We start from the raw sequence: 23,187 nt of genomic DNA on the forward strand, positions 1-23,187 counted from the left end.
GCGGCGTCTGGGGCGTTTTGCGCCAATTTCAAGGCCTTGAAGGCCGCTTGATCGTCCTTAGATTGGTAGCAGGCGGATGCTCACGGTGAGGTCCGCCCCTCTTATCGCTTCATTTGAAAAGGATATTTATCATGCGTACTTTTGACCTTGCCCCCCTGTATCGTTCCGCCATCGGCTTCGACCGCCTGGCACAGCTGCTCAACGAACAGCGCGCCGATGCACAGCCCAGCTATCCGCCATACAACATCGAACTGGTGTCGGAAGATAAATACCGGATCGTGATGGCATTGGCCGGCTTCTCGCGCGAAGAGATCGACATCATCACCGAACGCGACTCGCTGCACGTCACGGGCCGCAAGCAGAAAGATGGCGTCGAGCGCACGTTCTTGCACCGCGGCATCGCTGCCCGCGATTTCGAACAGCGTTTCCAGCTGGCCAACCACGTGAAGGTCACGGGCGCCACATTTGAAAACGGCATGCTGACCATCGACCTGGTGCGGGAAGTGCCGGAAGCGCTGAAACCGCGCAAGATCGAGATCGGCACCGGCAGCGACACCATTCCCGGCGCCACCGTCAGCACGCTGGAACAGCGCCAGGCGGCCTGATCTGATCGCGGCGCCCGCGGGGCGCCCGGGCAGCCTCTTTGCATGCAGTAAAATACTGGCCGGTTTATCCGGCCAGTGTCACGTCAGGCCGGTATGCCCTTCCATAGCCCGCCATGCGATGCGCGTGCGGAACGCAAGATTAAGCGATGCTTAAAGGCGCAAACGCCTGTTTCCAAATGGAAAAATGTTAAGCACTGCCTAAGACTCGTGGCCCACTATTGCATACATCAAAATCTCATTGAATGAGGAGCAATTCATGGAAAAGCAAACGAATACCGCATCCCTGAACATCAAACGCACCGTAGCCGCGCTGGCCGCGATCGGTGTCCTGGGCGCCGGCGGCGCCATGGTGGTGCATCAGAACAATGCCGGCGCGAATGCCGCCGCCGTTGCTTCTGCCGCCCCCGTGGCCGCTGCCGTGGCGCCTGCCGCCGCTGGCGCGCCGCTGGTGGCCTTGCCCGACTTTAGCCAGATCGCCGCGCGCAACAGCCCGGCCGTCGTCAATATCAGCGTGACGGGCAGCACCAAGGTGGCCTACGACCCCTCGGCCCAGGCTGGCAATGACGACTTTGGCAACGACCCCTTCTTTGAATTCTTCCGCCGCTTCCAGGGGCCGCAGGGCGGCCAGCGGGGCGGGCGCGACGTGCCGACGCACGGCCTCGGTTCCGGCTTCATCGTCAGCCCGGACGGCGTCATCATGACCAACGCCCACGTGGTGCGCGATGCGCGCGAAGTGACCGTCAAGCTCAATGACCGCCGCGAATTCCGCGCCAAGGTGCTGGGCACGGATCCGAAGACCGATATTGCCGTATTGAAAATCGACGCCAACAACCTGCCCGTCGTGCCGCTCGGCCATTCGAGCGACCTGAAAGTGGGCGAGTGGGTGCTGGCCATCGGTTCGCCTTATGGCTTCGACAGCACGGTGACGGCGGGCGTCGTCAGCGCCAAGGGCCGCTCCCTGCCCGACGACAGCAACGTGCCCTTCATCCAGACGGACGTGGCGGTCAATCCCGGCAACTCGGGCGGTCCCCTGTTCAACACGCGCGGCGAAGTGGTCGGCATCAATTCGCAGATCTACAGCCAGACGGGCGGCTTCCAGGGCCTGTCGTTCGCTATCCCGATCGACCTGGCCGGCCGCATCAAGGACCAGATCGTCGCCACGGGCAAGGCCAGCCACGCCAAGCTGGGCGTGACGGTGCAGGAAGTCAACCAGGGCTTTGCCGACTCGTTCAAGCTGGCCACGCCGGAAGGCGCGCTGGTGGCCAACGTGGAGCGGGGCAGCCCGGCCGACAAGGCGGGCCTGAAATCGGGCGACGTGGTGCGCAAGGTGAATGGCCAGCGCATCATCGGCTCGGCCGACTTGCCGGCGCTGGTGGGCACGTCCTTGCCAGGCGACAAGATCAGCATGGATGTCTGGCGTGACGGCAAGATCATCAGCCTGACGGCCACGCTGGGCAATGCGGCCGACAAGGTGGCCGAAGTGGCGAAAAACGACAGCGCCGCCGGCAAGGTAAAGCTGGGCCTGGCCCTGCGTCCGTTACAATCGGATGAAAAACGCGAGGCGGGCATCAGCGCCGGCCTGCTGGTGGAAGACGCGGGCGGCGCCGCCGCCAATGCCGGGGTGCAGCCGGGCGACGTGCTATTGTCGGTCAATGGCCGTCCCGTCAACACCGTCGAGCAGGTGCGCGACGTGGTGGAAAAATCCGCCAAGTCGGTGGCCTTGCTGATACAGCGCGGCCCCGATAAGATCTTCATTCCCGTGCGGCTGGGGTAATTTAACTAATTAGTGCCGGGGTCGCTCACTTCGTGATCGGAATGTGTCCCATTGGGACACATTCCCCCCGGCCTTTCGCCGTTGGGGTGAAAAATTGAACAAGGATCAGGCATGCGCTTATTGCTGGTAGAAGACGACACGATGATCGGCGAGGTGGTGCTCGACCTGCTGCGCGCCGAGCATTACGCGGTAGACTGGGTCAAGGATGGCGACATGGCCGACACGGCCCTGCAGACGCAGACCTATGACCTGGTGCTGCTGGACCTGGGCTTGCCGCGCAAGGATGGCCTCGACGTGCTGCGCTCGATGCGCTTGCGCAAGCTCGACACGCCCGTGCTGGTGGCCACGGCGCGCGACGCCGTCGAGCAGCGCATCGCGGGCCTGGACGCGGGCGCCGACGATTACGTATTAAAACCGTATGACCTCGACGAGCTGCTGGCGCGCATCCGCGCCCTGCTGCGGCGCGCCTCGGGCCGTCCGGAGCCCATCTTCGAGCACCAGGGCGTGTCCATCAATCCGCTGACGCGCGAAGTGATCGCCGATGGCCATCCCGTGAACCTGTCGGCGCGCGAATGGGCCGTGCTCGAAGCGCTGATCGCGCGTCCCGGCATCGTGCTGTCGCGCGCGCAGCTGGAAGAAAAGCTGTACAGCTGGAAGGATGAAGTCAACAGCAACGCCGTGGAAGTGTATATCCACGGCTTGCGCAAGAAGCTCGGCAGCGACTTGATCCAGAACGTGCGCGGCCTCGGCTACATGGTGCCGAAGGCATGAGGATGAAGGTCACGGTGACGCATTCGCTGCGCGGCCGCCTGCTGTGGTTTCTGCTGGCGGCCATCATCATGGCGGCGCTGGCGCAGGCCTCGATCGCCTACCGCAGCGCCCTGTACGACGCCGACCAGATCTTTGACTATCACATGCAGCAGATGGCCCTGTCGCTGCGCTCGGGCGCGCCGCTGGCCAACCATGCGGAAGCCTTGCCGGCCGATCCCGTCAACAATGACATGGTGGTGCAGGTGTGGACCCCGGACGGCGTGCAGGTCTTCCGCTCGATCACGCGCGCGGAATTGCCGCAGCGCGCCGTGCTGGGCTTTTCCAATGTGAAGGCCAACGGCACCACCTACCGCATCTTTTCCGTGCAAACCAGTTCCCAGACCGTGCAGATCGCCCAGGACATGGCCGTTCGCAAGCGCATGGCCGGCAGCCTGGCGCTGCGCACGGTCGGTCCCATCGCCCTGATGGCGCCGATCCTGATGCTCGTCGTCTGGTGGGTCGTCAGCGGTTCGCTGGCGCCCGTCTCGCGCGTGCGCAAGCAGGTGGCGGCGCGCCAGGCGGACGATTTGTCGCCCGTCTCGGAAGCGGGCTTGCCCGACGAAGTGCGGCCCCTGGTGCATGAACTCAATTTGCTGTTCGGACGTGTCAAAACGGCGTTCGACGCGCAGCAGCATTTCGTCGCCGACGCCGCGCATGAATTGCGCACGCCGCTGGCGGCCCTGAAACTGCAGGTGCTGAGCCTGGAGCGGGCCGAATCGCAGGAAAAGCGCAGCCTGGCGATTTCCCGCGTCAGCGCCGGCATCGAGCGGGCCACGCGCCTGGTCGAGCAGCTGCTGGTGCTGGCCCGCCAGGAGGCCAGCGCCGCCAGCGGCGACCAGCTGCAGGCGGTGGACTTGAACGACGTCGTCAAGCGCGCGCTGGGCGACATGGCCGGCATCGCGCAGGCGCGCAAGATCGACCTGGGCCTGCATCACATGGATGCGGCCAGCGTCGCCGGCCAGGCCGACGCACTCAACATCATGCTGCGCAACCTGGTCGACAACGCCATCAAGTACACGCCGCAGGGCGGCACGGTCGACATCGACCTGCGCGCCAGCCCCGTCGGCGTGACCTTGTCCGTGGAGGACAGCGGCCCCGGCATCCCGCCCGAGGAGCGCGAGCGCGTCTTCAGCCGCTTCTACCGCGTGCCCGGCACGGACGCCAACGGCAGCGGCCTGGGGCTGGCCATCATCAAGGCCATCGCCGAACGCCATGGCGCGCGCCTGGTGCTGGACAAGTCCGAGCGCCTGGGCGGCCTGTGCGTGCGCGTGGAATTCCCCTTGTCGGTGAAAAAATGAGGCAGATTTCCCTCAGCTTTGCCCTGGCGTGAGGCGTATCTTTAATCTGGCGCATTGACGCGCGCGTCGTGGCCCTATATTGTCTGCGAAACAAGCAGAACCAGACCACGGAGCGCAGCATGCAGAGAATCGGATTTTCAGGAACCCTCGACCCCATCACCAACGGCCACATGTGGGTGATCGGCGAGGCGCGTTCGCTTGCCGACGAGGTGATCGTCTTCCTGTCGCAAAACCCCGCCAAGAAACCGCAATTCCCCGCCGAGGACCGCAAGCGCATCATCGAGCAGAGCGCGCGCGAGTGCGGCTGGGAGAACGTGCAGGTGGTCATCGTCAAGGGCGACTACACGGCGCGCGCGGCGAAAAAGCACGGCTGCGACTACCTGATCCGCGGCATCCGCACGACGGCCGATTTCGACTATGAAAACCTGATCCAGCAAACGAATGTGGACGTGTTGCAGGGCGCCAAGACCATCTTCGTCATGCCGCCGCGCGACCTCGGCTCCGTCAGCTCCAGCTTTGTCAAGGCGCTGGAAGGGCCGGTCGGCTGGAACTGGACCATGAAGAAATTCGTCCCCGGCCCCGCCTACCACGCGTGGATACTCGACTGCCTGCGCAAGGAGTGGGAAGCGCTGTGGAACTACGCCGCCGCGTCGCAGGCCGGCATCGCGCTGTGTGATCACTGGTTCGCGCACCTGACGGGGCCGCAGGCGTATGGCGGCCCTGATCGCCACTACCACAACCTCGACCACCTGGTGCACGGCCTGTCCGAAATCCGCGTGTGGGCCGACAACACGTATGCCTCGAAACGCGACAGCGCGCTGGTGAAGAAGGCGTTCTGGTTCCACGATGCCGTCTACAGCCACGACGAAGATGCCCTGTATTCGAGCGAGGAGGCGAGCGCCCAGCTGTGGCTGGCCAGCGGCCTCGATGCGGACGACAACCTTGATGTAGCGCAATTGATACGCGTCACCGACCATTTCCAGGGGCCCGGCATCAGCCATGCGCTGAAGGACGCCATGCTCTGCGCCGACCTGGCCATCCTGGGGCAGGACGACGAGGTGTACCAGGCCTACACGCAAGCGATCGGCCGCGAATACGCGCATGTCGATCCCGTGCGCTTCAAGCAGCAGCGGGGCCTGGCCCTGCAGCATCTGTGCGGCAAGGCGCAGGCGGGCCAGCTGTTTGGCGACGCGTATTTCGCCGACCAGTACAACGAGCGGGCCATCGAGAACATGCAGAAAGAGATCGCGGCCCTGGCGGGCTGAGCATCGTCAGCCGCTTGCTGCCAGGGATGAGCTGTCGCAAATCATCGCTGGCTTGCCGCCCTAGCGGGCCGCCGCCCTGGCGCGCGCCGCGTGCAGCTTCTTGAAGCTGTCGATCAGGCGTTCGTGCCGGTCCAGGCCTTCCAGCTGCATGCTGGTCGGCGTCAGGCCGAAGAAGCGCACGCTGCCGTCCACCGAGCCCAGCGCCGCGTCCATGCGGGCGTCGCCATACATGCGGCGGAAATTGACGACGTAATCGTCCAGTTCCAGCTCGTCATCGAGTTCCACTTCCAGCACCACGTTCAAGGCTTGATAGAACAGCTTGCGCTCGACCGTGTTGTCGTTGTACTGCAGGAAGGCGCCCACCAGCTCGTGCGCTTCCTCGAATTGCTGCAGGGCAAGGTTGATCAGCAGTTTCAGTTCCAGCACCGTGAGCTGGCCCCAGTCCGTATTTTCGTCAAATTCGATGCCGATCAGGGTGGCGATGTCGCCGTAATCATCGAGTTCGCTGTTTTCCAGGCGGTCGAGCAGCGCTTCCAGGCTGGCGTCGTCCAGGCGGTGCAGGTTCAGGACATCGGCGCGGAACAGCAGCGCCTTGTTGGTATTGTCCCAGATCAAATCTTCGATCGGATACACCTCGGAATAACCGGGCACGAGGATACGGCAGGCGACGGCGCCCAGCTGGTCATACACGGCCGTGTACGCCTCTTTGCCCATGCCGGCGAGGATGCCGAACAGGGTCGCCGCTTCCTCGGCATTCGAGTTCTCGCCATGGCCGGAGAAATCCCACTCGACGAAAGCGTAATCGGCCTTGGCGCTGAAGAAGCGCCACGAGACGATGCCGCTCGAATCGATGAAGTGCTCGACGAAGTTGTTCGGCTCGGTGACGGCTTCGCTGGCAAACGTCGGCTGCGGCAAGTCGTTCAAGCCTTCGAAGCTGCGGCCCTGCAGCAATTCCGTCAGGCTGCGCTCGAGCGCCACCTCAAAGCTCGGGTGCGCGCCGAACGAGGCGAACACGCCGCCCGTGCGCGGGTTCATCAGGGTGACGCACATCAGCGGATACACGCCGCCCAGCGACGCATCCTTGACCAGCACGGGGAAGCCCTGTTCTTCCAGGCCGGCGATGCCGGCCACGATGCCCGGGTATTTCGCCAGCACTTCCTGCGGCACGTCGGGCAGGGCGATCTCGCCTTCGATGATTTCGCGCTTGACGGCCCGCTCGAAAATTTCTGACAGGCATTGCACCTGTGCTTCGGCCAGGGTATTGCCGGCGCTCATGCCATTGCTGACATACAGGTTTTCAATCAGGTTGGACGGGAAATACACGGTCTCGCCGTCGGACTGGCGCACGTATGGCAGCGAGCAGATGCCGCGCTCCGCATTGCCGGAATTGGTGTCGACCAGGTGCGAGCCGCGCAGCTCGCCATCAGGGTCGTAGATGCCCAGGCTGTACGCATCGAGGATTTCCTTGGGCAGCGCATCCTTGCGGCCAGGCTTGAACCAGCGCTCGTTCGGATAATGCACGAATGGCGCGTTGGCGATGTCTTCGCCCCAGAACGCGCCCGCGTAGAAATGGTTGTTATTGAGGCGTTCGATATACTCGCCCAGGGCCGACGCCAGCGCGCTTTCCTTGCTCGCGCCCTTGCCGTTGGTAAAGCACATGGGCGAGTGCGCGTCGCGGACATGCAGCGACCACACATTGGGCACGATATTGCGCCACGAGGCGATTTCAATCTTGATGCCCAGGTTCGCCAGCACGCCCGACATATTGGCAATGGTCTGCTCCAGCGGCAGATCCTTGCCCACAATATAGGTGTTCGCTGCGCCGGCCGGATTGAGCATCAGCAAGGACTGCGCATCGGCATCCAGATTCGCGACTTCTTCGATGACGAACTCGGGTCCCTCCTGCACCACTTTTTTCACCGTGCAACGCTCGATCGAGCGCAGGATGCCCTGGCGGTCCTTGGCGGAGATATCTTCCGGCAACTCGACCTGGATCTTGAAAATCTGCTGGTAGCGGTTTTCCGGATCGACGATGTTGTTCTGCGACAGACGGATGTTTTCGGTGGAAATATTGCGCGTATTGCAATACAGCTTCACGAAGTACGCGGCACACAGTGCCGATGAGGCCAAAAAATAGTCGAACGGGCCAGGCGCCGAGCCATCGCCCTTGTAGCGGATGGGCTGGTCGGCGATGACCGTAAAATCGTCGAACTTGGCTTCGAGACGCAGCTTGTCGAGAAAGTTGACTTTAATTTCCATGAGGTAATCCAATACTGTGCTTATGAGTTAGCCGCTATTATCCGTGCTTTCCGCCGCAGGGCAAAGAAAGTTGGCCGCAGCCACGCCGCTCGCTTTGGCCTGCAGGGATGGCTCAAGCGTGGCCCGGGGAGCCGCGGCGATGCATGGCGCCAGTTCGGGCATGCAATATAATGTCCGAGTTGAGTACACGAATGTGGCAAAGTGATGAACGTGACAATTTTCAGGCGGCTTGCAATTGCCTTGATGTTGCTGGTGCAGCCCTGGTGCGCCATGAGCGCGCCGCTCAGGATTGAAACCATCCACGGCCCGCCGTGGGGATTCGTTGGCAGCGATGGCCGGCCCACCGGCATGATGTACGAAATCGGCAATCGCATCGCAGAAGTGGCGGGCTTCGCCTACACCAATTCCCTGATCCCCTATCCCAGAACCGCCGCCGATATTGAAAACGGGAGCGCCGACTTTACCATACGTTTCGGCAATGAGCAGATGACGCGCGGCGCCGTGCCGGTCGGCGTTGTCGTGTCGATGCCTGTCATCGTGGTCGGCCCGGCGGGGAAGCACTACCGTCATCTGGATGAATTGCGCGGCAAGACCGTAGGCATCGTCCGCACCAGCAAATATGTGGAGCAATTTGACACGGACAATGCAATCCAGAAGTATTCTGTCAATGACTACGTGGCAATGGCAAAAATGTTGTCAATGCGACGTCTGGATGCGGGAATAGGCTCCAGCGTGGGCTTGTATTACGGCGCCTATATGGCCGGCATCAAAGCGGCAGACCTGGGTGCGCCGCTCGTCCTGGGCAGCAACGATTTCATCCTGTTTTTTTCCAGGAAAAACGCACGCCCGGAAACCCAGTTGGCATTAAAAGAGGCGCTACAAAAACTCACCAGCAGTGGCGAGATCAGGCAGATCATGGGCAAGTACACCAAATCGTTCAGCATGGATCTGCCGCAGAAATAAGCTGTGCGCCAGATCCGGCGCGTCGAGACAATTGGAAACAACAGCGGCTGCCCATGCCGGCGCAGCCGCTGTTTTCTTATGCGGACACGGTGGTCAGAACTTCACCCACAGCCGGCCGAAATACGAGGCGCCGTTCAGGCCGAACTGCACGCTGTCGTACTTGAAGCCGTTGTCCGTCTCGTCCGCGTTTTGCGTGGTGGGCTTGACGTTGAAGATGTTATTGCCGCCGAAGGTCAGCTTGGTGTTCTTGTTGATGCTGTAGGTGAAGCTCAGGTCGGCCGAGGTCTTGGCCGCGTAGTGGGCGTTGGGCACGCCGTTGGCCGTGCCGCTGAAGGTGCCCAGGGTTTGCGGACCGAAGTAGATGATGCGCAGGTCGGACTCCAGCTTGCCCGTGACGTAGTCGAAGCCCAGCGTGGCTTTCGAACGGGGGCCGCCCTGTTCGATGAACAGGCGCTCGCGTTCGGACAGCAGTACGTCAGCATAGCCCGCCAGCGAATCGGGCGTCTTGACCTTCGTCACTTCCGTCTTGCTTAAATTTAAGGCCAGGAAGGTGTTCAGGCGGTTGCCGGCCAGCTCGCCCTTGTGCGAGGCCGTCAGGTCCAGGCCGCGCGTGCGCGTGTCGACGGAATTGACGAAAAATTGCGCTTCCGTCACGCCCAGCAGGGCCAGGCGCGCGGCCAGGTCAGGATAGTTGCCCGCATTGAAGCGGCCCGACAGCACGATGCGGTCCTTGATCTTGATGTTGTACAGGTCGGCCGTGACGGAGATGGCCTGCGTCGGCGTCCAGGTGGTGCCGAACGTAAAACTGGTGGATTTTTCTTCCTTCAGCTTGGGGATGCCGGCCGCGTTGGCGACGGCGCCGCCGTTCGGCGCCAGCACCACGTCGGTGGCGATGCCGCTGACGAAGTCGGTGAAGGTGGACGAGAAATACACCTGCTGCAGCGACGGCGCGCGGAAGCCCGTGCTGGCCGAGCCGCGCAGCAGCACCGTCGGCGCCACTTTATAGCTGGCGGCCAGCTTGCCCGTCACGGTGGAGCCGAAATCGCTGAATTTTTCATAGCGCAGGGCGGCCTGGGTTTTCAGGCGTTCCGTCCAGTCCAGTTCCACGTCCGTGTAGGCGGCGATGCTGTGGCGCCTGGCCTTGGTCACGTCGCCGGGCTGGAAGCCGGGAAAGCCCTGGCTGCGGCCGTTGCCGCCCACGCCCACGCCGTCGGCGTCGATGTAGGAGCCCGGTTCGCCGGCCATGATCTTGTATTCCTCGCTGCGGTATTCGGCGCCGAAGGCCACGTTCATGCCGCGCATTACCGTGTCGTAGTAGCGGCTGAAATCGGCGTTGCTGGTCAGCTGCTGGAACGAGAAGCCGCCCGCGTCGAAGCTGCTGGCGCTGACGCCCTTGCCGCCGTTCAGCAGGTCGAGGTTGGCGATCGAGGCGTTCAGGGTATGGCTGATGTCGTAGCGCATCTTGTTATAGCCATAGGTTTGCGAAAAGTCAGCATGCCATTCGCCGATCTGGCTGCGGTGGCCGATGGTGGCGTACTGGTCGTCGATCTTGCCGTTAATAAATGGCACGAAACCGTCCGGGTACATGGCGGCCGAATTGCGCGCAGGGATGTCGTCGCTGCCGATGCCGCCGCGGCCGAAGGCGGCGCTCGATGCGTCGCGCGTCTGCGCGCCGGCCGTGAAGTACAGCTTGCCCGTGCCGCTGGTGGCATAGTCGCCGTTCACGTACAGGGTCTTGTTCCTGGCCTTGGTGTCGCCGATGATGCGCATGCTGTCCGCGTCGGCCCGGTTCGAACGGCCCCGGTCCAGGTATTCGCCCGTGATGGCGAGCGTGCCCTGGTCGCCCAGCGCGATGCCGCAGTAGGCGGAGGTCATGTAATTCTTGCCGTCGCCGGCCGAGTACTGGCTGTAGCCGGCCACCGCTTCGCAGCCCAGGCTTTTCTTCAGTTCGATGTCGATCACGCCGGCGATGGCGTCCGATCCGTACTGGGCCGCGGCGCCGTCGCGCAGCACTTGCACGTTCTTGATCGCCAGCAAAGGAATCGCATTCATGTCCGTGCCCGTGTTGCCGCGGTTGCGTGCGCCAAACAGGTTGACGAGGGCCGTCGTGTGGCGCCGCTTGCCGTTCACCAGCACGAGGGTCTGGTCGGAACCGAGGCCGCGCAGGGCGGCTGAATCGACGAGGTCGGCGCCATCGGCGCCCGTCTGGCGCGTGGAGTTGAACGAGGGCGAAATGTATTGCAGCGATTGCGCCAGGTCAAACTGCCCGCCTTGCTCGGCCACCCTGGAAATCGGAATGATATCGACCGGCACCATGGTGTCGGTGGCGGAGCTGGCGACCCGGCGCGAGCCGACCACGCTGACCGTTTGCACGGGACCGTCCGTGGCGGCCGTGTCGCCGCTCTGTGCCATGGCGGCGGGACTGAACGCGGCCAGGGCGGCGCTGCCGTACAGGCTGATGAGGATGGCTTGACGCAAGGTGGTGAGGGTGGGCACGCGGTGTCTCCAAGTGGCTGATGAGCAAGATTCGTGACTTGATTCTAGTGCCTTCATTTCAGCATTCACCAGCGATACTTTGTTTTGTTATTACAAATTTACTGTAACTGTTGTTTCCTGGTTGATTATCTTTTGGCCGCTGCCCCGCTTGCCTTGTACCGGTGCGCGCTGCCCCGTTCAGGTGCTGCGTTGCACCATGCCGCCCACCCAGATTGCGTCTGCGCCGTAGTGCACCTCGATCAGGCACGGCTGCTGCATCACGTGACCCTGATGCAGGCGCAGCGACTGTTGCAGATGCGCTGACAGGGCGCCCGCCGCCACGCCCGTGGCGCTGTCTTCCCGCGCCGGATCGCGGTGATTGAAGTTGCGCCCCTCGTATTCGTTCTCGCCCGTGCGGCAATACGCGTAGCAGCCGCTGACCTGGTGCAGGGCGCTCCAGTCGGCGATCAGTTCCAGATTGGGCCGCAGCGCGCGCAGGGTGGTGCGGTCGGCCACTTCCAGCAGCAGCTTCGGGCTGCCGACGGAGGCGATCACGGGCGGCGACAGCAAGTGCATGTGCTGGCCCATGAGTTCCGACGGCACATATGTTTCCACCGTGACGGCCGGCGCCGGCTGCGAAGTCAGGCCAATGAATATCCCTTCCGCGCGGCGCAGCAGCCGCAGTGCTTGCCCGCGCATGGCGGTGGTTAGCGTCAAGTTTGCCGGGGCGCCGGGCGCCGTCAGCAGCACGTGCGCGGCCGCCAGCGTGGCGTGCAGGCACAGGGGGCTGCGCGTGTGCGGATAAAAATAGTCGAGCACGATGCCGCCGTCCGCCTGGCGGTCGAGGAAGACGCAGGCGCTCACTTGCCGCTCGCGGGCGAAGGCCTGGCGCTCGGCTTCGCTGCCGCCGTCGTTTTCCACGACCAGCGCCGCATTGCCGCCGCCGGGCGCGGCGCCGAAACATTTTAATAAGTGGACGATCATGGCGCTCGAGGCAAAGGGTAAAACACCAGCATAAACGATAAGGGCGATTCCAGATGAGTATAATATACTGTGTTTGCATACAGTATTGAGGTGGATCATGTGGGGCGCAGTCTTACCCGAGTATGCTGAGTTGTACTGCCTGAGCAATTTCAGCTTTTTGCATGGCGCCTCGCATGCGCAGGAACTGGTGGCGCGCGCAGTCCAGCTCGGTTACAAGGCGCTGGCCATCACGGACGAGTGTTCGCTGGCCGGCGTCGTGCGCGCCCATGCGGTGGCCAAGCGGGCCGGTTTTCCCCTGATCATAGGCGCGCATTTTCACCTGACGCAGGCCGACGGCAGCGCGGGCCCGTCGCTGCTGGCGCTGGTGCGCGATGCCGACGGTTATGGCAATCTGTCGGAACTGATCACCATGGCGCGCACGCGGGCGGCCAAGGGGCGCTACTTGCTGACGCCCGACGATTTCGCCGCGCCGTCGGCGCAGTTCGCCCATTTGCGGGGGCTGCCCGGCTGCCTGATGGTCTTGCTGCCCGGCTATCCGGCCCGGCCCGAGGCGCTGCGCGCGCACGGCGCGTGGATGGCGGCCACCTTTGGCGGCGAGCGCAGCTGGGTGGGCCTGAACCTGCTGCAGCGGGCGCAGGATGACGCCCACCGCGGCGCCGTGCAGGAGGCGGGGCAGGCGCTGGGCTTGCCCGTGGTGGCCGTCGGCCACGTGTGCATGCACGTGCGCTCGCGCAAGCCCCTGCTCGACACCCTGTGCGCGATACGCGTGGGTAAACCCGTGGGCGAGTGCGGCTATGCGCTGGCGCAAAACGCGGAGCAGCATCTGCGCGCCCGTTTGCGCCTGGCCAATGTGTATCCGCCGCAAGCGCTGGCGGAAACCGTGCGCCTCGCCAGCCTGTGCACATTTTCGCTGGACAGCCTGCGCTATGACTATCCCGGCGAACTGGTGCCGCACGGCCACACGCCGGCGACCTATTTGCGCGAGGAAACATATGCGGGCGCGCGCGTGCGCTTTCCGCTCGGTATTCCGGCCAACGTGCAGCAGCAGATCGAGCATGAGCTGGAACTGATCCGGGATCTTTCCTACGAAGCGTATTTCCTGACCGTCTACGACATCGTGCGTTTTGCGCGTGCGCAAAACATCCTGTGCCAGGGCCGGGGCTCGGCCGCCAATTCAGCCGTCTGCTATTGCCTGCACATCACGGAAGTGGACCCGGCGCGCGGCAATTCGCTGGTCGAGCGCTTCATGTCGCGCGAACGCAACGAGCCGCCCGACATCGACGTCGATTTCGAGCACCAGCGGCGCGAAGAAGTCATCCAATATATCTACGACAAATATGGCCGCGAGCGGGCCGCGCTGGCGGCCGTGGTGATCAGCTACCGGCCGAAAAGCGCCTTGCGCGACAGCGGCCGGGCGCTGGGGATCGACTTGGCCATCGTGGAAAAAGTGGCCAAGGCGCACCGCTGGTTCGACGGCAAGCACGATCTGTTGAACCGCCTGGCCGAATGCGGTCTCGACCCGCAGGCGGAACTGTCGCAGCAGTGGGCCTCGCTGGCGCAGCAGCTGCTGGGCTTTCCCCGCCATTTGTCGCAGCATCCGGGCGGCTTTGTGATTGCGCAAGGCAAGCTGTCGCGCCTGGTGCCGATAGAAAACGCCGCCATGGCCGGGCGCAGCGTCATCGAGTGGGACAAGGATGACCTGGAAGAGCTGGGCCTGATGAAGGTGGACGTGCTGGCGCTGGGCATGCTGTCGGCCCTGCGCCGCGCCCTGGAGCTGGTGGGCGCGCGGCGCGGCGAGCAGTTCCGGCTGCAGGATATTCCCGCCGAAGACCGCGCCACCTACGACATGATGTGCGAGGCCGATACCATCGGCGTGTTCCAGATCGAGTCGCGCGCGCAGATGAGCATGCTGCCGCGCTTGCGCCCGCGCAAATTCTACGACCTCGTCATCGAAGTGGCGCTGGTGCGCCCCGGGCCCATCCAGGGCGGCATGGTGCATCCGTATCTGCAGCGGCGCCAGCAGAAGGAAGCCGTCGTGTATCCGAAGGGACTGGAAAAGGCGCTGGGGCGCACCCTCGGCATCCCGATTTTCCAGGAACAGGTGATGCAGGTGGCCGTCATCGCCGCCGATTTCAGTCCCGGCGAAGCGGACCAGTTGCGGCGCGCCATGGCGGCGTGGAAACGCAAGGGCGGCATGAACAATTACCAGGAGCGCATCGTCAATGCCATGGTGAAGAATGGCTATGAAAAAGAGTTTGCCGACGCCATCTTCAGCCAGATCGAGGGTTTCGGCGAATACGGTTTTCCCGAGTCGCACGCGGCCAGCTTCGCCCTGCTGACCTACGCCAGTTCCTGGCTGAAATGCCATGAACCGGCCGCCTTCCTGTGCGCCTTGCTCAACAGCCAGCCCATGGGGTTCTACAGCCCCTCGCAACTGGTGCAGGATGCCCGCCGCCATGGCGTGCAGGTGCTGCCCGTCGACGTGGCCGTCAGCGGCTGGGAGGCGGCGCTGGAAGGCGAGGGGAGGGCGCCGGCCGTGCGCCTGGGCTTGAACAGCCTGTTCGGCATGCGCGCGCAGGCGGCCGGGCGCATCGAGGATGCGCGCGCCATCGCCGCCTTCGCCGACGTGGCCGACCTGGCGCGGCGCGGCGGCCTGGACCGCCATGACTTGCAGGTGCTCGCTGCCGGCAACGCCCTGCACGCGCTGGCCGGCCACCGGCGCGTAGCCCTGTGGCAGGCGGCCGGCGCCGTGCCCGACAGGGATTTACTGCGTTCCACCACGCCGGAGGAAGACTTGCCCGTGCTGGCCGCACCGACGGAAGGCGAGGGCATCGTCAGCGATTACCGCGCGCAAGGCCTGACCCTGGGCCGCCACCCGCTGGCGCTGCTGCGCAAGTCATTGCTGGCACAGCGCTTCCTGCCCGCATCCACCCTGATGACGTACACGAGCGGGCAAGTGGCGCGCGCCTGCGGCATCGTCACCGTGCGCCAGCGTCCGGGCACGGCCAAGGGCGTCGTCTTCATGACCCTGGAAGACGAGACGGGCACGGTCAACGTCATCGTCTGGCCCGACCTGGTGGAAAGCCAGCGGCGCGAGGTGCTGAGCGCGCCGCTGCTGGGCGTGTACGGCGTGTGGCAAAGGGAGGGCATGGTGTGCAACCTGGTGGCCAGGCGCCTGGTCGACATGTCGCATTTGCTGGGGCGGCTGCGCACGAGCAGCCGCGATTTCTGCTGAGAGTTGCCGGTGGGGCAGAGGGCATGGCATTATTTGAAGATGACAACATTACCCGAACCGATCATGCGTCCCGCCCTGGTAGCCGACGCGCCCGCCATTGTCGCCCTGATCGACGACCTGATGCCCTTTCTGACCCTGCACCCGGACGGCGCGGGGGCGGAAAAATTCATCGAGCACTGCCGCCAGCCGGCCATCGAAGGCTATCTGTCCGATATGCGCTATGCCTACCAGCTCGCGCATATCGACGGCGAGCTGGCCGGCGTGGTGGCCATGCGCGACAACACGCATCTGTTCCACATGTTCGTGCCGCGCGCGCTGCACCGGCGCGGCATGGCGCGCCGCCTGTGGCAGGCCGCCCGCGATGCCTCGCTGGCCAGGGGCGATGTGACGGCGTTTACCGTCAATTCCTCGGCCTACGCCTTGCCCCTGTACGAAAGCCTGGGCTTTGTTGCCACCGGGCCCAAGGTGGAGACGGGCGGCATCGCTTTCGTGCCGATGCGCATGGATTTATAAAAATCACCCAACGGCAAGGGCCGGGGCAGACCCGGCGGGGGCATTTTTCCCAGTGGGAAAAATGCCGATCCCGAAAGAGCGACCTACCACCTGACAATTTTGCCCGGATTCATGATGTTCTTCGGATCGAGCGCGTGCTTGAGGGCGCGCATGGTGTCGATGCCGCCTTCGCCATGTTCTTCCACGAGGAAGGCCATCTTGTGCATGCCCACGCCGTGTTCTCCCGTGCAGGTGCCGTCCATGCCGATGGCGCGCGTGACCATGTCGCTGTTGACCTTTTCCGCGCGGGCGATGTCGTTTGGGTCGTCCGGGTCGACCAGCATCTGCACGTGGAAATTGCCGTCGCCGACGTGGCCGATGATGGCGTAGACGAGGCCCTGCGCCTCGCAGTCAGCCTGGGTGGCGAGAATGCATTCGGCCAGGCGCGAAATCGGCACGCAGCAATCGGTGGAAATGGCGCGGCTGCCGGGGCGCATCTGCAGCAGGGCGAAATAGGCGTTGTGGCGCGCGGCCCACAGGCGCGAGCGGTCTTCGGGGCGGCTGGCCCATTCGAAATCGCTGGCGCCATGTTCCGCCGTGATGGCTTGCACCAGCTGCGCCTGCTCGGCCACGCTGGCCGGCGTGCCGTGGAATTCAAACAGCAATAATGGTTTTTGCGGCAGCGCCATCTTGTCGTAGGCATTGATGGCCTTGACGCCGTTTTCATCGAGAAACTCGACCCGCGCCACGGGAATACCCATCTGGATGGTCTGGATCACGGCGCTGACGGCCTCGCCCGTGCCGGGAAACGAACAGACTGCCGCCGAGATCGCCTCGGGCAGCGGATACAGCTTTACGGTCACTTCCGTGATGATGCCCAGGGTCCCCTCGCTGCCGACGAACAAACGCGTCAGGTCGTAGCCGGCCGACGATTTTTTCGCCCTGGTCCCTGTCCTGATGATGCGCCCGTCGGCCGTCACCACAGTCAGGGCCAGCACGTTTTCGCGCATGGTGCCGTAACGCACGGCGTTCGTGCCCGAGGCGCGCGTGGCGGCCATGCCGCCCAGCGAGGCATTGGCGCCCGGGTCGATGGGGAAGAACAGGCCCGTGTCGCGGACGTCGTCGTTGAGCTGCTTGCGCGTGACGCCCGCCTGCACGGTGGCCGTCAGGTCTTCATTGTGCACGGCTACCATGTGATTCATTTGCGACAGATCAATCGTCACGCCGCCATGCAGGGCCAGCACATGGCCTTCGAGCGAGGTGCCGCTGCCGTAGGCGATGACAGGCACGTCGTGCGCGCTGCACAGCTTGACGGCGGCCGCCACTTCTTCGGTGGAATGGGCGAAGATGACGGCGTCGGGCAGCATGGGGGGATAGCTCGACTCGTCGCGGCCATGGTGTGCGCGCATGGCTTGCGTCATGGAAAAGCGGTCGGCGAAGATCAGGGAAAGTACGGCAGCAAGGGATGGGGGCAGCGGTTTTTTCAGTACCGCCAACTGGTCAGTTTGATTCACGCAAGTCCTCCGTTTTTTTTATTCTACTCCGCGTGCGGGGATTTCACCGAGGCGCCATTTTTGCCGGTTGTAAAAAAATCCGCATCGCGGGCCGTGCATTGGTTGTAAATGAGAATCATTTCCATTAGAATGCCCGCCAGTAGTTATTTTGCAATGCGTGCTTCCACCCGAAAGGCCATGCCCATGAGATTCCCCCTGTCCTTCGCCGCTGTCCTGCCCGCCTGCGTGCTGGCGCTGAGCGCCTGCAGCAGCGTCGCTCCAGTCACTGACGCTGCCACCGCGACTGCCGCCGCTTCGCCAGACGTGCGCCAGCTGGGCGAGATCGTCGACCTGCGCAGCGGCCAGCGCGTGACTGCCGAACAATTGCTGGACCGGCTGGCCGCCGCGCCGCGCGTCATCGTCGGCGAGCAGCATGACCAGCTCAGCCATCACCGGATCGAGCAGTGGCTGCTGCAGCAGTTGCAGGGCCAGCGTCCGCAAGGCAGCGTGCTGCTGGAAATGCTGAACCCGGACCAGCAAGCCAAGGTGGACAAGGTCAAGCCGTGGCTGCAGACGGACCCCGTCGTGCGCCCCGAACACGTCGCCGAGCTGCTGGCCTGGCAACCGAGCTGGAAGTGGGCGCAATATGGCGACCTGGTGATGACCGTGATGCGCGCGCCGTATCCCGTCTGGTCGGCCAATCTGGACCGCAGCGAAATCAAGCAGCTGTTTGTCGACCAGCCTGCCGTGCAGGGCAAGCACTCGAACCTGGCCAACGACGGCAAAGTGCATGACAAATTGAAGGACATCATCCGCGTCATGCATGACAACCAGATCGACGCGCCGCGCCTGGCCGCCATGCTGTCGGTGCAGCAGCAGCGCGACCGCCGCATGGCCGAGCGCCTGCTGGCCGCGCCCGCTCCCGCCGTGCTGATCGCCGGCGCCTACCATGCGCACAAGGACCTGGGCGTGCCGCTGCACGTGCAGGACTTGACGGGCGGCCCCGCGCCGCTGGTGCTGGTGCTGGCGCAGCAGGGCGCCGCGGTGCAGGCGCCGCAGGCGGATTTTGTGTGGTACACGCCGGTGGCGGCGCCCGCCGTCGCCAGCGCCAAGTAAGCCGTTGCAACTCCGCTGGGCATTCAGCCCGGCACTCCTCCCCAGCAAGCCTCTTCGCAGCAGCCAGGTAGTCCGTCCGATTTTTTTGCATGCGCGTGCGCGCCGTTGGCGCAGCCATGCCTGTTAACTGTAGAAGCTACCATGCGTACCCCCTTGTTGTATGTCAAAGCCGCCGCCGGCGGCGTATTTCTTTTCCTATTCCATGCCATGGCGCAAGCGTCCGCCTTGCCGCACGACATGTCGCCGCTGGGCATGTTTTTCGCCGCCGACCAGGTGGTGAAAAGCGTGCTCATCGGTTTGTTGATCGCCGCGCTGGCCACCTGGGTAGTCTTGCTGGTGAAGGGCGCCAGCTTGCTGCAGGCGCGGCGCGACGCGGCGCAAGCCGTCGCCATGCTGAAGTCGGCGGCCTCCTTGCCGGACGCGGCAGTAAAGAGCGGGGCGTCTGGCCTGGCGCAACGGTTGCTCGACGAGGTGCAGCAGGAACTGAACCTGTCGCACGCCAATGCACCTGCGGCGGCCCTGAAGGAGCGGGCCGGCTTTCGCCAGGAACAGTTCATTGCGCAGCAGGTGCGCAGCATGACGCAAGGCATCGGTTTGCTGGCCAGCATAGGTGCCGTGGCGCCCTTCGTCGGCCTGTTCGGCACCGTGTGGGGCATCATGAACAGTTTCATCGGCATCGCCGTCAGCCAGAGCACGAATCTGGCGACCGTCGCGCCCGGCATCGCGGAAGCCTTGCTGGCTACCGCGCTGGGCCTGGTGGCGGCGATACCCGCCGTCGTCATCTACAACGTCCTGAGCCGCGGCATCAACCAGTACAAGGCGCTGCTGCGGGCCGCCTCGGCGCAAGTGCTGCTGATGCTGAGCCGCGACCTCGACACGCGCCAGCAGGCCTGAGCCATGGCGTCCCTTTTCCCTTCGCCGGACGACGACGCGGCCGACATGCCGGAATTGAGCGAGATCAATGTCACGCCCTTCATCGACGTGATGCTGGTGCTCTTGATCATCTTCATGGTGGTCTCGCCGCTGGCTACCGTCGACCTGAAGATCGACTTGCCGGCCGCCACGGCCCAGCCCGAACCCCGTCCCGACAAGCCCCTGTTCGTTTCCCTGAAGGCCGACCGCAGCCTGTATCTGGGCGAAGCGCCCGTGGCGCGCGAGCAGCTGGGCAGCCGGCTCGACGCGCAGACGGGCGGCGACCGCCAGCGCACCCTGTTCTTCCAGGCCGACAAGCAGGCCGCGTATGAAGACGTGCTGGGCGTCATGGATGCCCTGCGCCGGGCCGGCTATCTGAAAGTGGGCCTGGTGGGCCGGGAGGGCGGGTGAGTGCGCCGTCCACGCCGGCGCCGCGTCCGGTATTGAACTGGGGCATCGCCACCTCGCTGGTGGTGACGGGCGCACTGGCGCTGCTGCTGTGGGCCGGCTGGCAGCCCGTCACCGTCGTGCCCGCCAACCCGGCGGCCAGCGTGATGGTGGTCTTTGCGGCACAGGCCATGTCGCCGGAGACTCAACAGGCGGCAGCGGCAGGGGCACGCCAGTCGGCCGCGTCCAGCGCCGCCCAACCGAAAAAGAGTACGACCAGGCAGCAAGCGTTGCCCGTGCTGGCGCGCGCCGCCGCACCGCAGATCGTCGCCGCGGAAAAAGAGGCGAAGGCAGAAGCCAGTGCGTCGCCTGATCCCGGCAAGGATGCCGCGAAGGAAGCGTCCGTGCCCGCGCAGGCCAGCAGCAGCGCCACGCCGGCACCAAGCTCCGTGCGCGGTCCGCAGGCGGCGCCGTTCGACAGCGACATGCCGCCCGCCAGCGCGGCGCCGGCCAGCTGGCAAAGCCGGGTACTCGGCCACCTGGCCCATTTCAAGCGCTATCCGGGCGACGCGCGCCAGCGCAAGCGGGCCGGCGCCGCCTGGGTGCGCTTCCAGGTGGATGGCGACGGCAAGCTGCTGGCCAGCGAGCTGCTCACGTCGTCGGGCACGGTGCTGCTCGACCGCGAGGCGCTGCAAGTGCTGCAGCGCGCGCAGCCGCTGCCGGCGCCGCCCGCCAGCGTCTTGCGCCAGGGCACGGTGACGGTGACCTTGCCCGTGTCGTTCAAGCTCGACGCCGAAGGCGGCCACGGTGCCGGCTGATTTATCGCATTTTTTCAATCACATAACAAATCGAGGGTGTATGCATATCAAGACAATGACGCAGGCCGTGGGCATCTGCATGGCCTTGCTGGTACAGCAGGCCGGGGCGCAGTCGCAGGAAAGCGGCAAGGTGGAATTTTCGCCGCTGAATGTATCGGGTGAAACTGTGTCCGTGGAACAGCAGGCACTGGAAAAGCCGGGCGCCGTCAGCGCGCGCGGCGCGGACACGCGCTTGCAGCCGGTCGATCAGATCGTGCGCAGCATGCCGGGCACGTTTACCCAGATCGATCCGGCGCAGGGCGCCGTCAGCGTCAACATCCGTGGCCTGTCGGGCCTGGGACGCGTGAACATGATGGTCGATGGCGTGAGCCAGAATTACTATGGCAGCGCGCCCTCGTCCGTGTCGCACGGCGGCGTGCCCAGCAGCCAGTTCGGCGCCCTGATCGACCCGAATTTCATCATCGGCGTGGACGTGTCGCGCGGTAATGTCGTCGGCGGCGACGGCGTCAATGCGCTGGCCGGCAGCGCCAACTTCCGCACCATCGGCGTCGATGACGTGGTCTTCGCCGGTGAAAAGGTGGGAGCGCGCACGAAGATGTCGACCGGAAATAACGGCGTGGGCCGCAGCGCCATGCTGGCCGTGGCGATGAAAAACCCCGCCTTCGACGGCGGCAGCGTGGGCTTCATGGCCGCCACCAGCGCCAGCGTGATCGGCAATAATTACACGAATGCGAAAGGCGTCAACAGCGAGGAATTCGGTTTCGGCTACAACCGCTATTACAAGCAAAAGCCCAAGTCGCAGCTGCTCAAGCTGGACCTCACATTGAGCGATTTCCACGCGCTGGAACTGTCGGCGCGCGATTACCGCAATACGTTCACGCGCCGCGATATCCAGAGCGATGACTACTACGTAAAATATCACTACACGCCGTTTTCCGAGTTGATCAACCTCAATGTGGTGGCCAGCAGCAGTCGCGGCAAGCAGAAATACATGCCCGCGGCGCTCACCAATTTCATCAACACCCACGCGGCCAACCGCGCCGACGCCGTCGACATCAACAACACGAGCAGCTTCCGGCTGGCCGGCGGCGATGCGCTGGTGACCATCGGCGGCAAACTGATGCGCAACAAGTACAGCAAGCACGTGGAAAGTCTGGTCGACGATCCGGACAACCCCGATGCGAACCAGCAATCGATTGAAAACAATACCTTCGGCCCCGAGGGCGTGCAAAAGATCAGCAGCCTGTATGCGGGCCTGCAATACAACCGGAGCATCTACCAGATCAGCGCGGGCCTCAACACCACGCACTTTGATTTGACCGGCTACAAGCCGGCCTGCGATCCGCGCGTGCAATGCTTTCCGCAGGGGGCGAGCAATATTGCGTTGAAGGAACATGGCATCAACCCCTCGCTGCTCGTTTCCGCGCAGCTGACGCCGTGGTTCCAGCCGTTTGCCAGCGCCGAGCGCACCATGCGCGGGCCGAATCCGCAGGAAGTGTTTTTCTCGAATGACGGCGGGGCGTCGATGAATCCCTTCCTGAAGGGGGAGAAAGCGACGACCTACCAGCTGGGTTTCAATTCCAGCCTGCATGGCTTGCTGAGCAAGAACGACGTGCTGAACTTCAAGGCCCTGTACTTCAAGAGCAAGATCGACGGCTATATCACCAGCCAGTCCTTCCTCGTGTGCGACCGCGGCCGCAAGTGCAATATCGCGGAAGTGCTGGCTAATGACTGGCAGAACGTGGATGACTACATGACCAACATGTATATCTACATCAACTCGGCCACGCCCGTGTATTCGCGGGGATGGGAACTGGAAGCGCAATACCAGCTGGGCCCGGCGTATGCGCGCCTGTCGTACACGCGCGAAACGACACGCCAGCCGACGTCGATTGCCAGCGCCTGGTTCGGCGCGTCCGACATCAGCGAGCTGCCCAGCGTGTATTACAACCTCGACGTGGGCACGCGCTTGCTCGATAACAAGCTGGAAGTGGGCGCCATCCTCAAGCACACGGGCTCGAACCGCCGCCTGTCGCCCGACAATGAAGCCGACGAAGCGACGGGCGAGGTGCTGAAGGCCGAGAATCCGAAGATCCCGGCCGTGATCGACCTGTATGCGAGCTGGCAGGTGTCGAAAAACCTGTTCCTGCGCCTGTCCGTGCAGAACGCCATGAACAAGGATTTCTCGGAAGCGCTGAACCGGCTGAACTCGATGCCGTCGCAGTCGCAGGACAACACGCCGCTGAGCACGGCGCGGGGCAGGACGTATGTGGCGGGGCTGGAGTACCGCTTTTAAACCAG

General features: G+C 64.1%; 17 protein-coding genes. 13 read left to right on the forward strand and 4 right to left on the reverse strand.

Going from position 1 to position 23,187, the window contains the following annotated elements; all coding sequences use genetic code 11:
* The first annotated feature begins 131 nt into the window (after positions 1-131).
* From CBW50_RS02355 to coaD, 5 genes are all read left to right on the forward strand, one after another.
* A complete protein-coding gene (locus tag CBW50_RS02355; protein WP_086144030.1) occupies positions 132-605 on the forward strand; it encodes an Hsp20 family protein in 474 nt (157 codons plus the stop codon).
* 256 nt (positions 606-861) lie between these two features.
* Entirely contained in the window at positions 862-2,379 is a 1,518-nt protein-coding gene (locus tag CBW50_RS02360) for a Do family serine endopeptidase (protein WP_086144212.1), read from the forward strand.
* A gap of 111 nt (positions 2,380-2,490) precedes the next feature.
* Positions 2,491-3,150, forward strand: coding sequence for a response regulator transcription factor (locus CBW50_RS02365; protein WP_071322464.1), 660 nt, complete (start codon positions 2,491-2,493; stop codon positions 3,148-3,150).
* A gap of 2 nt (positions 3,151-3,152) precedes the next feature.
* Positions 3,153-4,487: an ATP-binding protein gene (locus CBW50_RS02370; protein WP_086144031.1), complete on the forward strand. Its 1,335-nt coding sequence runs from the start codon at positions 3,153-3,155 to the stop codon at positions 4,485-4,487.
* A 119-nt stretch (positions 4,488-4,606) separates the two neighbouring features.
* Positions 4,607-5,752 carry a pantetheine-phosphate adenylyltransferase gene (coaD, locus tag CBW50_RS02375; RefSeq protein ID WP_086144032.1) on the forward strand — a complete coding sequence of 382 codons (1,146 nt, stop codon included), beginning with the start codon at positions 4,607-4,609 and terminating at the stop codon, positions 5,750-5,752.
* 60 nt (positions 5,753-5,812) lie between these two features.
* Here coaD and CBW50_RS02380 read toward each other — a convergent pair whose 3' ends face one another.
* A complete protein-coding gene (locus CBW50_RS02380) occupies positions 5,813-8,011 on the reverse strand; it encodes an OsmC domain/YcaO domain-containing protein (protein WP_086144033.1) in 2,199 nt (732 codons plus the stop codon).
* A 204-nt stretch (positions 8,012-8,215) separates the two neighbouring features.
* Between CBW50_RS02380 and CBW50_RS02385 the strand changes: the two genes are divergently transcribed.
* Entirely contained in the window at positions 8,216-8,974 is a 759-nt protein-coding gene (locus CBW50_RS02385; protein ID WP_086144034.1) for an ABC transporter substrate-binding protein, read from the forward strand.
* 93 nt (positions 8,975-9,067) lie between these two features.
* Here CBW50_RS02385 and CBW50_RS02390 read toward each other — a convergent pair whose 3' ends face one another.
* Positions 9,068-11,470 carry a TonB-dependent siderophore receptor gene (locus CBW50_RS02390; RefSeq protein WP_086144035.1) on the reverse strand — a complete coding sequence of 801 codons (2,403 nt, stop codon included), beginning with the start codon at positions 11,468-11,470 and terminating at the stop codon, positions 9,068-9,070.
* A gap of 177 nt (positions 11,471-11,647) precedes the next feature.
* On the reverse strand, positions 11,648-12,433 hold the full coding sequence (locus CBW50_RS02395) for a PhzF family phenazine biosynthesis protein (protein ID WP_172404654.1): 786 nt from the start codon (positions 12,431-12,433) through the stop codon (positions 11,648-11,650).
* A gap of 97 nt (positions 12,434-12,530) precedes the next feature.
* On the opposite strand from CBW50_RS02395, the gene CBW50_RS02400 reads away from it, so the two are divergent.
* Entirely contained in the window at positions 12,531-15,668 is a 3,138-nt protein-coding gene (locus tag CBW50_RS02400; protein ID WP_086144037.1) for an error-prone DNA polymerase, read from the forward strand.
* Between the two features lie 39 nt (positions 15,669-15,707).
* Positions 15,708-16,181 (forward strand): GNAT family N-acetyltransferase, encoded by a 474-nt coding sequence (locus CBW50_RS02405; RefSeq protein WP_226935363.1) that lies wholly within the window; start codon positions 15,708-15,710, stop codon positions 16,179-16,181.
* An 83-nt stretch (positions 16,182-16,264) separates the two neighbouring features.
* Here the strand turns inward: CBW50_RS02405 and CBW50_RS02410 are convergent, their stop codons facing one another.
* Positions 16,265-17,581: an FAD-binding oxidoreductase gene (locus CBW50_RS02410; protein WP_086144214.1), complete on the reverse strand. Its 1,317-nt coding sequence runs from the start codon at positions 17,579-17,581 to the stop codon at positions 16,265-16,267.
* A gap of 276 nt (positions 17,582-17,857) precedes the next feature.
* On the opposite strand from CBW50_RS02410, the gene CBW50_RS02415 reads away from it, so the two are divergent.
* The 5 genes from CBW50_RS02415 to CBW50_RS02435 all read left to right on the forward strand — a co-directional run bounded on the left by CBW50_RS02415 (position 17,858) and on the right by CBW50_RS02435 (position 23,182).
* Complete coding sequence (locus CBW50_RS02415) at positions 17,858-18,769, forward strand: ChaN family lipoprotein (protein WP_086144038.1); 912 nt, start codon at positions 17,858-17,860, stop codon at positions 18,767-18,769.
* A 141-nt stretch (positions 18,770-18,910) separates the two neighbouring features.
* Positions 18,911-19,663: a tonB-system energizer ExbB gene (gene exbB / locus CBW50_RS02420; RefSeq protein WP_086144039.1), complete on the forward strand. Its 753-nt coding sequence runs from the start codon at positions 18,911-18,913 to the stop codon at positions 19,661-19,663.
* Between the two features lie 3 nt (positions 19,664-19,666).
* Entirely contained in the window at positions 19,667-20,092 is a 426-nt protein-coding gene (gene exbD / locus CBW50_RS02425) for a TonB system transport protein ExbD (protein ID WP_086144040.1), read from the forward strand.
* Positions 20,089-20,886, forward strand: coding sequence for an energy transducer TonB (locus CBW50_RS02430; RefSeq protein ID WP_086144041.1), 798 nt, complete (start codon positions 20,089-20,091; stop codon positions 20,884-20,886). The genes exbD and CBW50_RS02430 overlap by 4 nt, the downstream gene beginning before the upstream one ends.
* Before the next feature lie 40 nt (positions 20,887-20,926).
* Entirely contained in the window at positions 20,927-23,182 is a 2,256-nt protein-coding gene (locus CBW50_RS02435) for a TonB-dependent receptor (protein WP_086144042.1), read from the forward strand.
* The last annotated feature ends 5 nt before the right edge of the window (positions 23,183-23,187 follow it).

Origin of the sequence: Janthinobacterium sp. GW458P (assembly GCF_002127585.1) — a bacterium.
Lineage (GTDB): Bacteria > Pseudomonadota > Gammaproteobacteria > Burkholderiales > Burkholderiaceae_D > Janthinobacterium.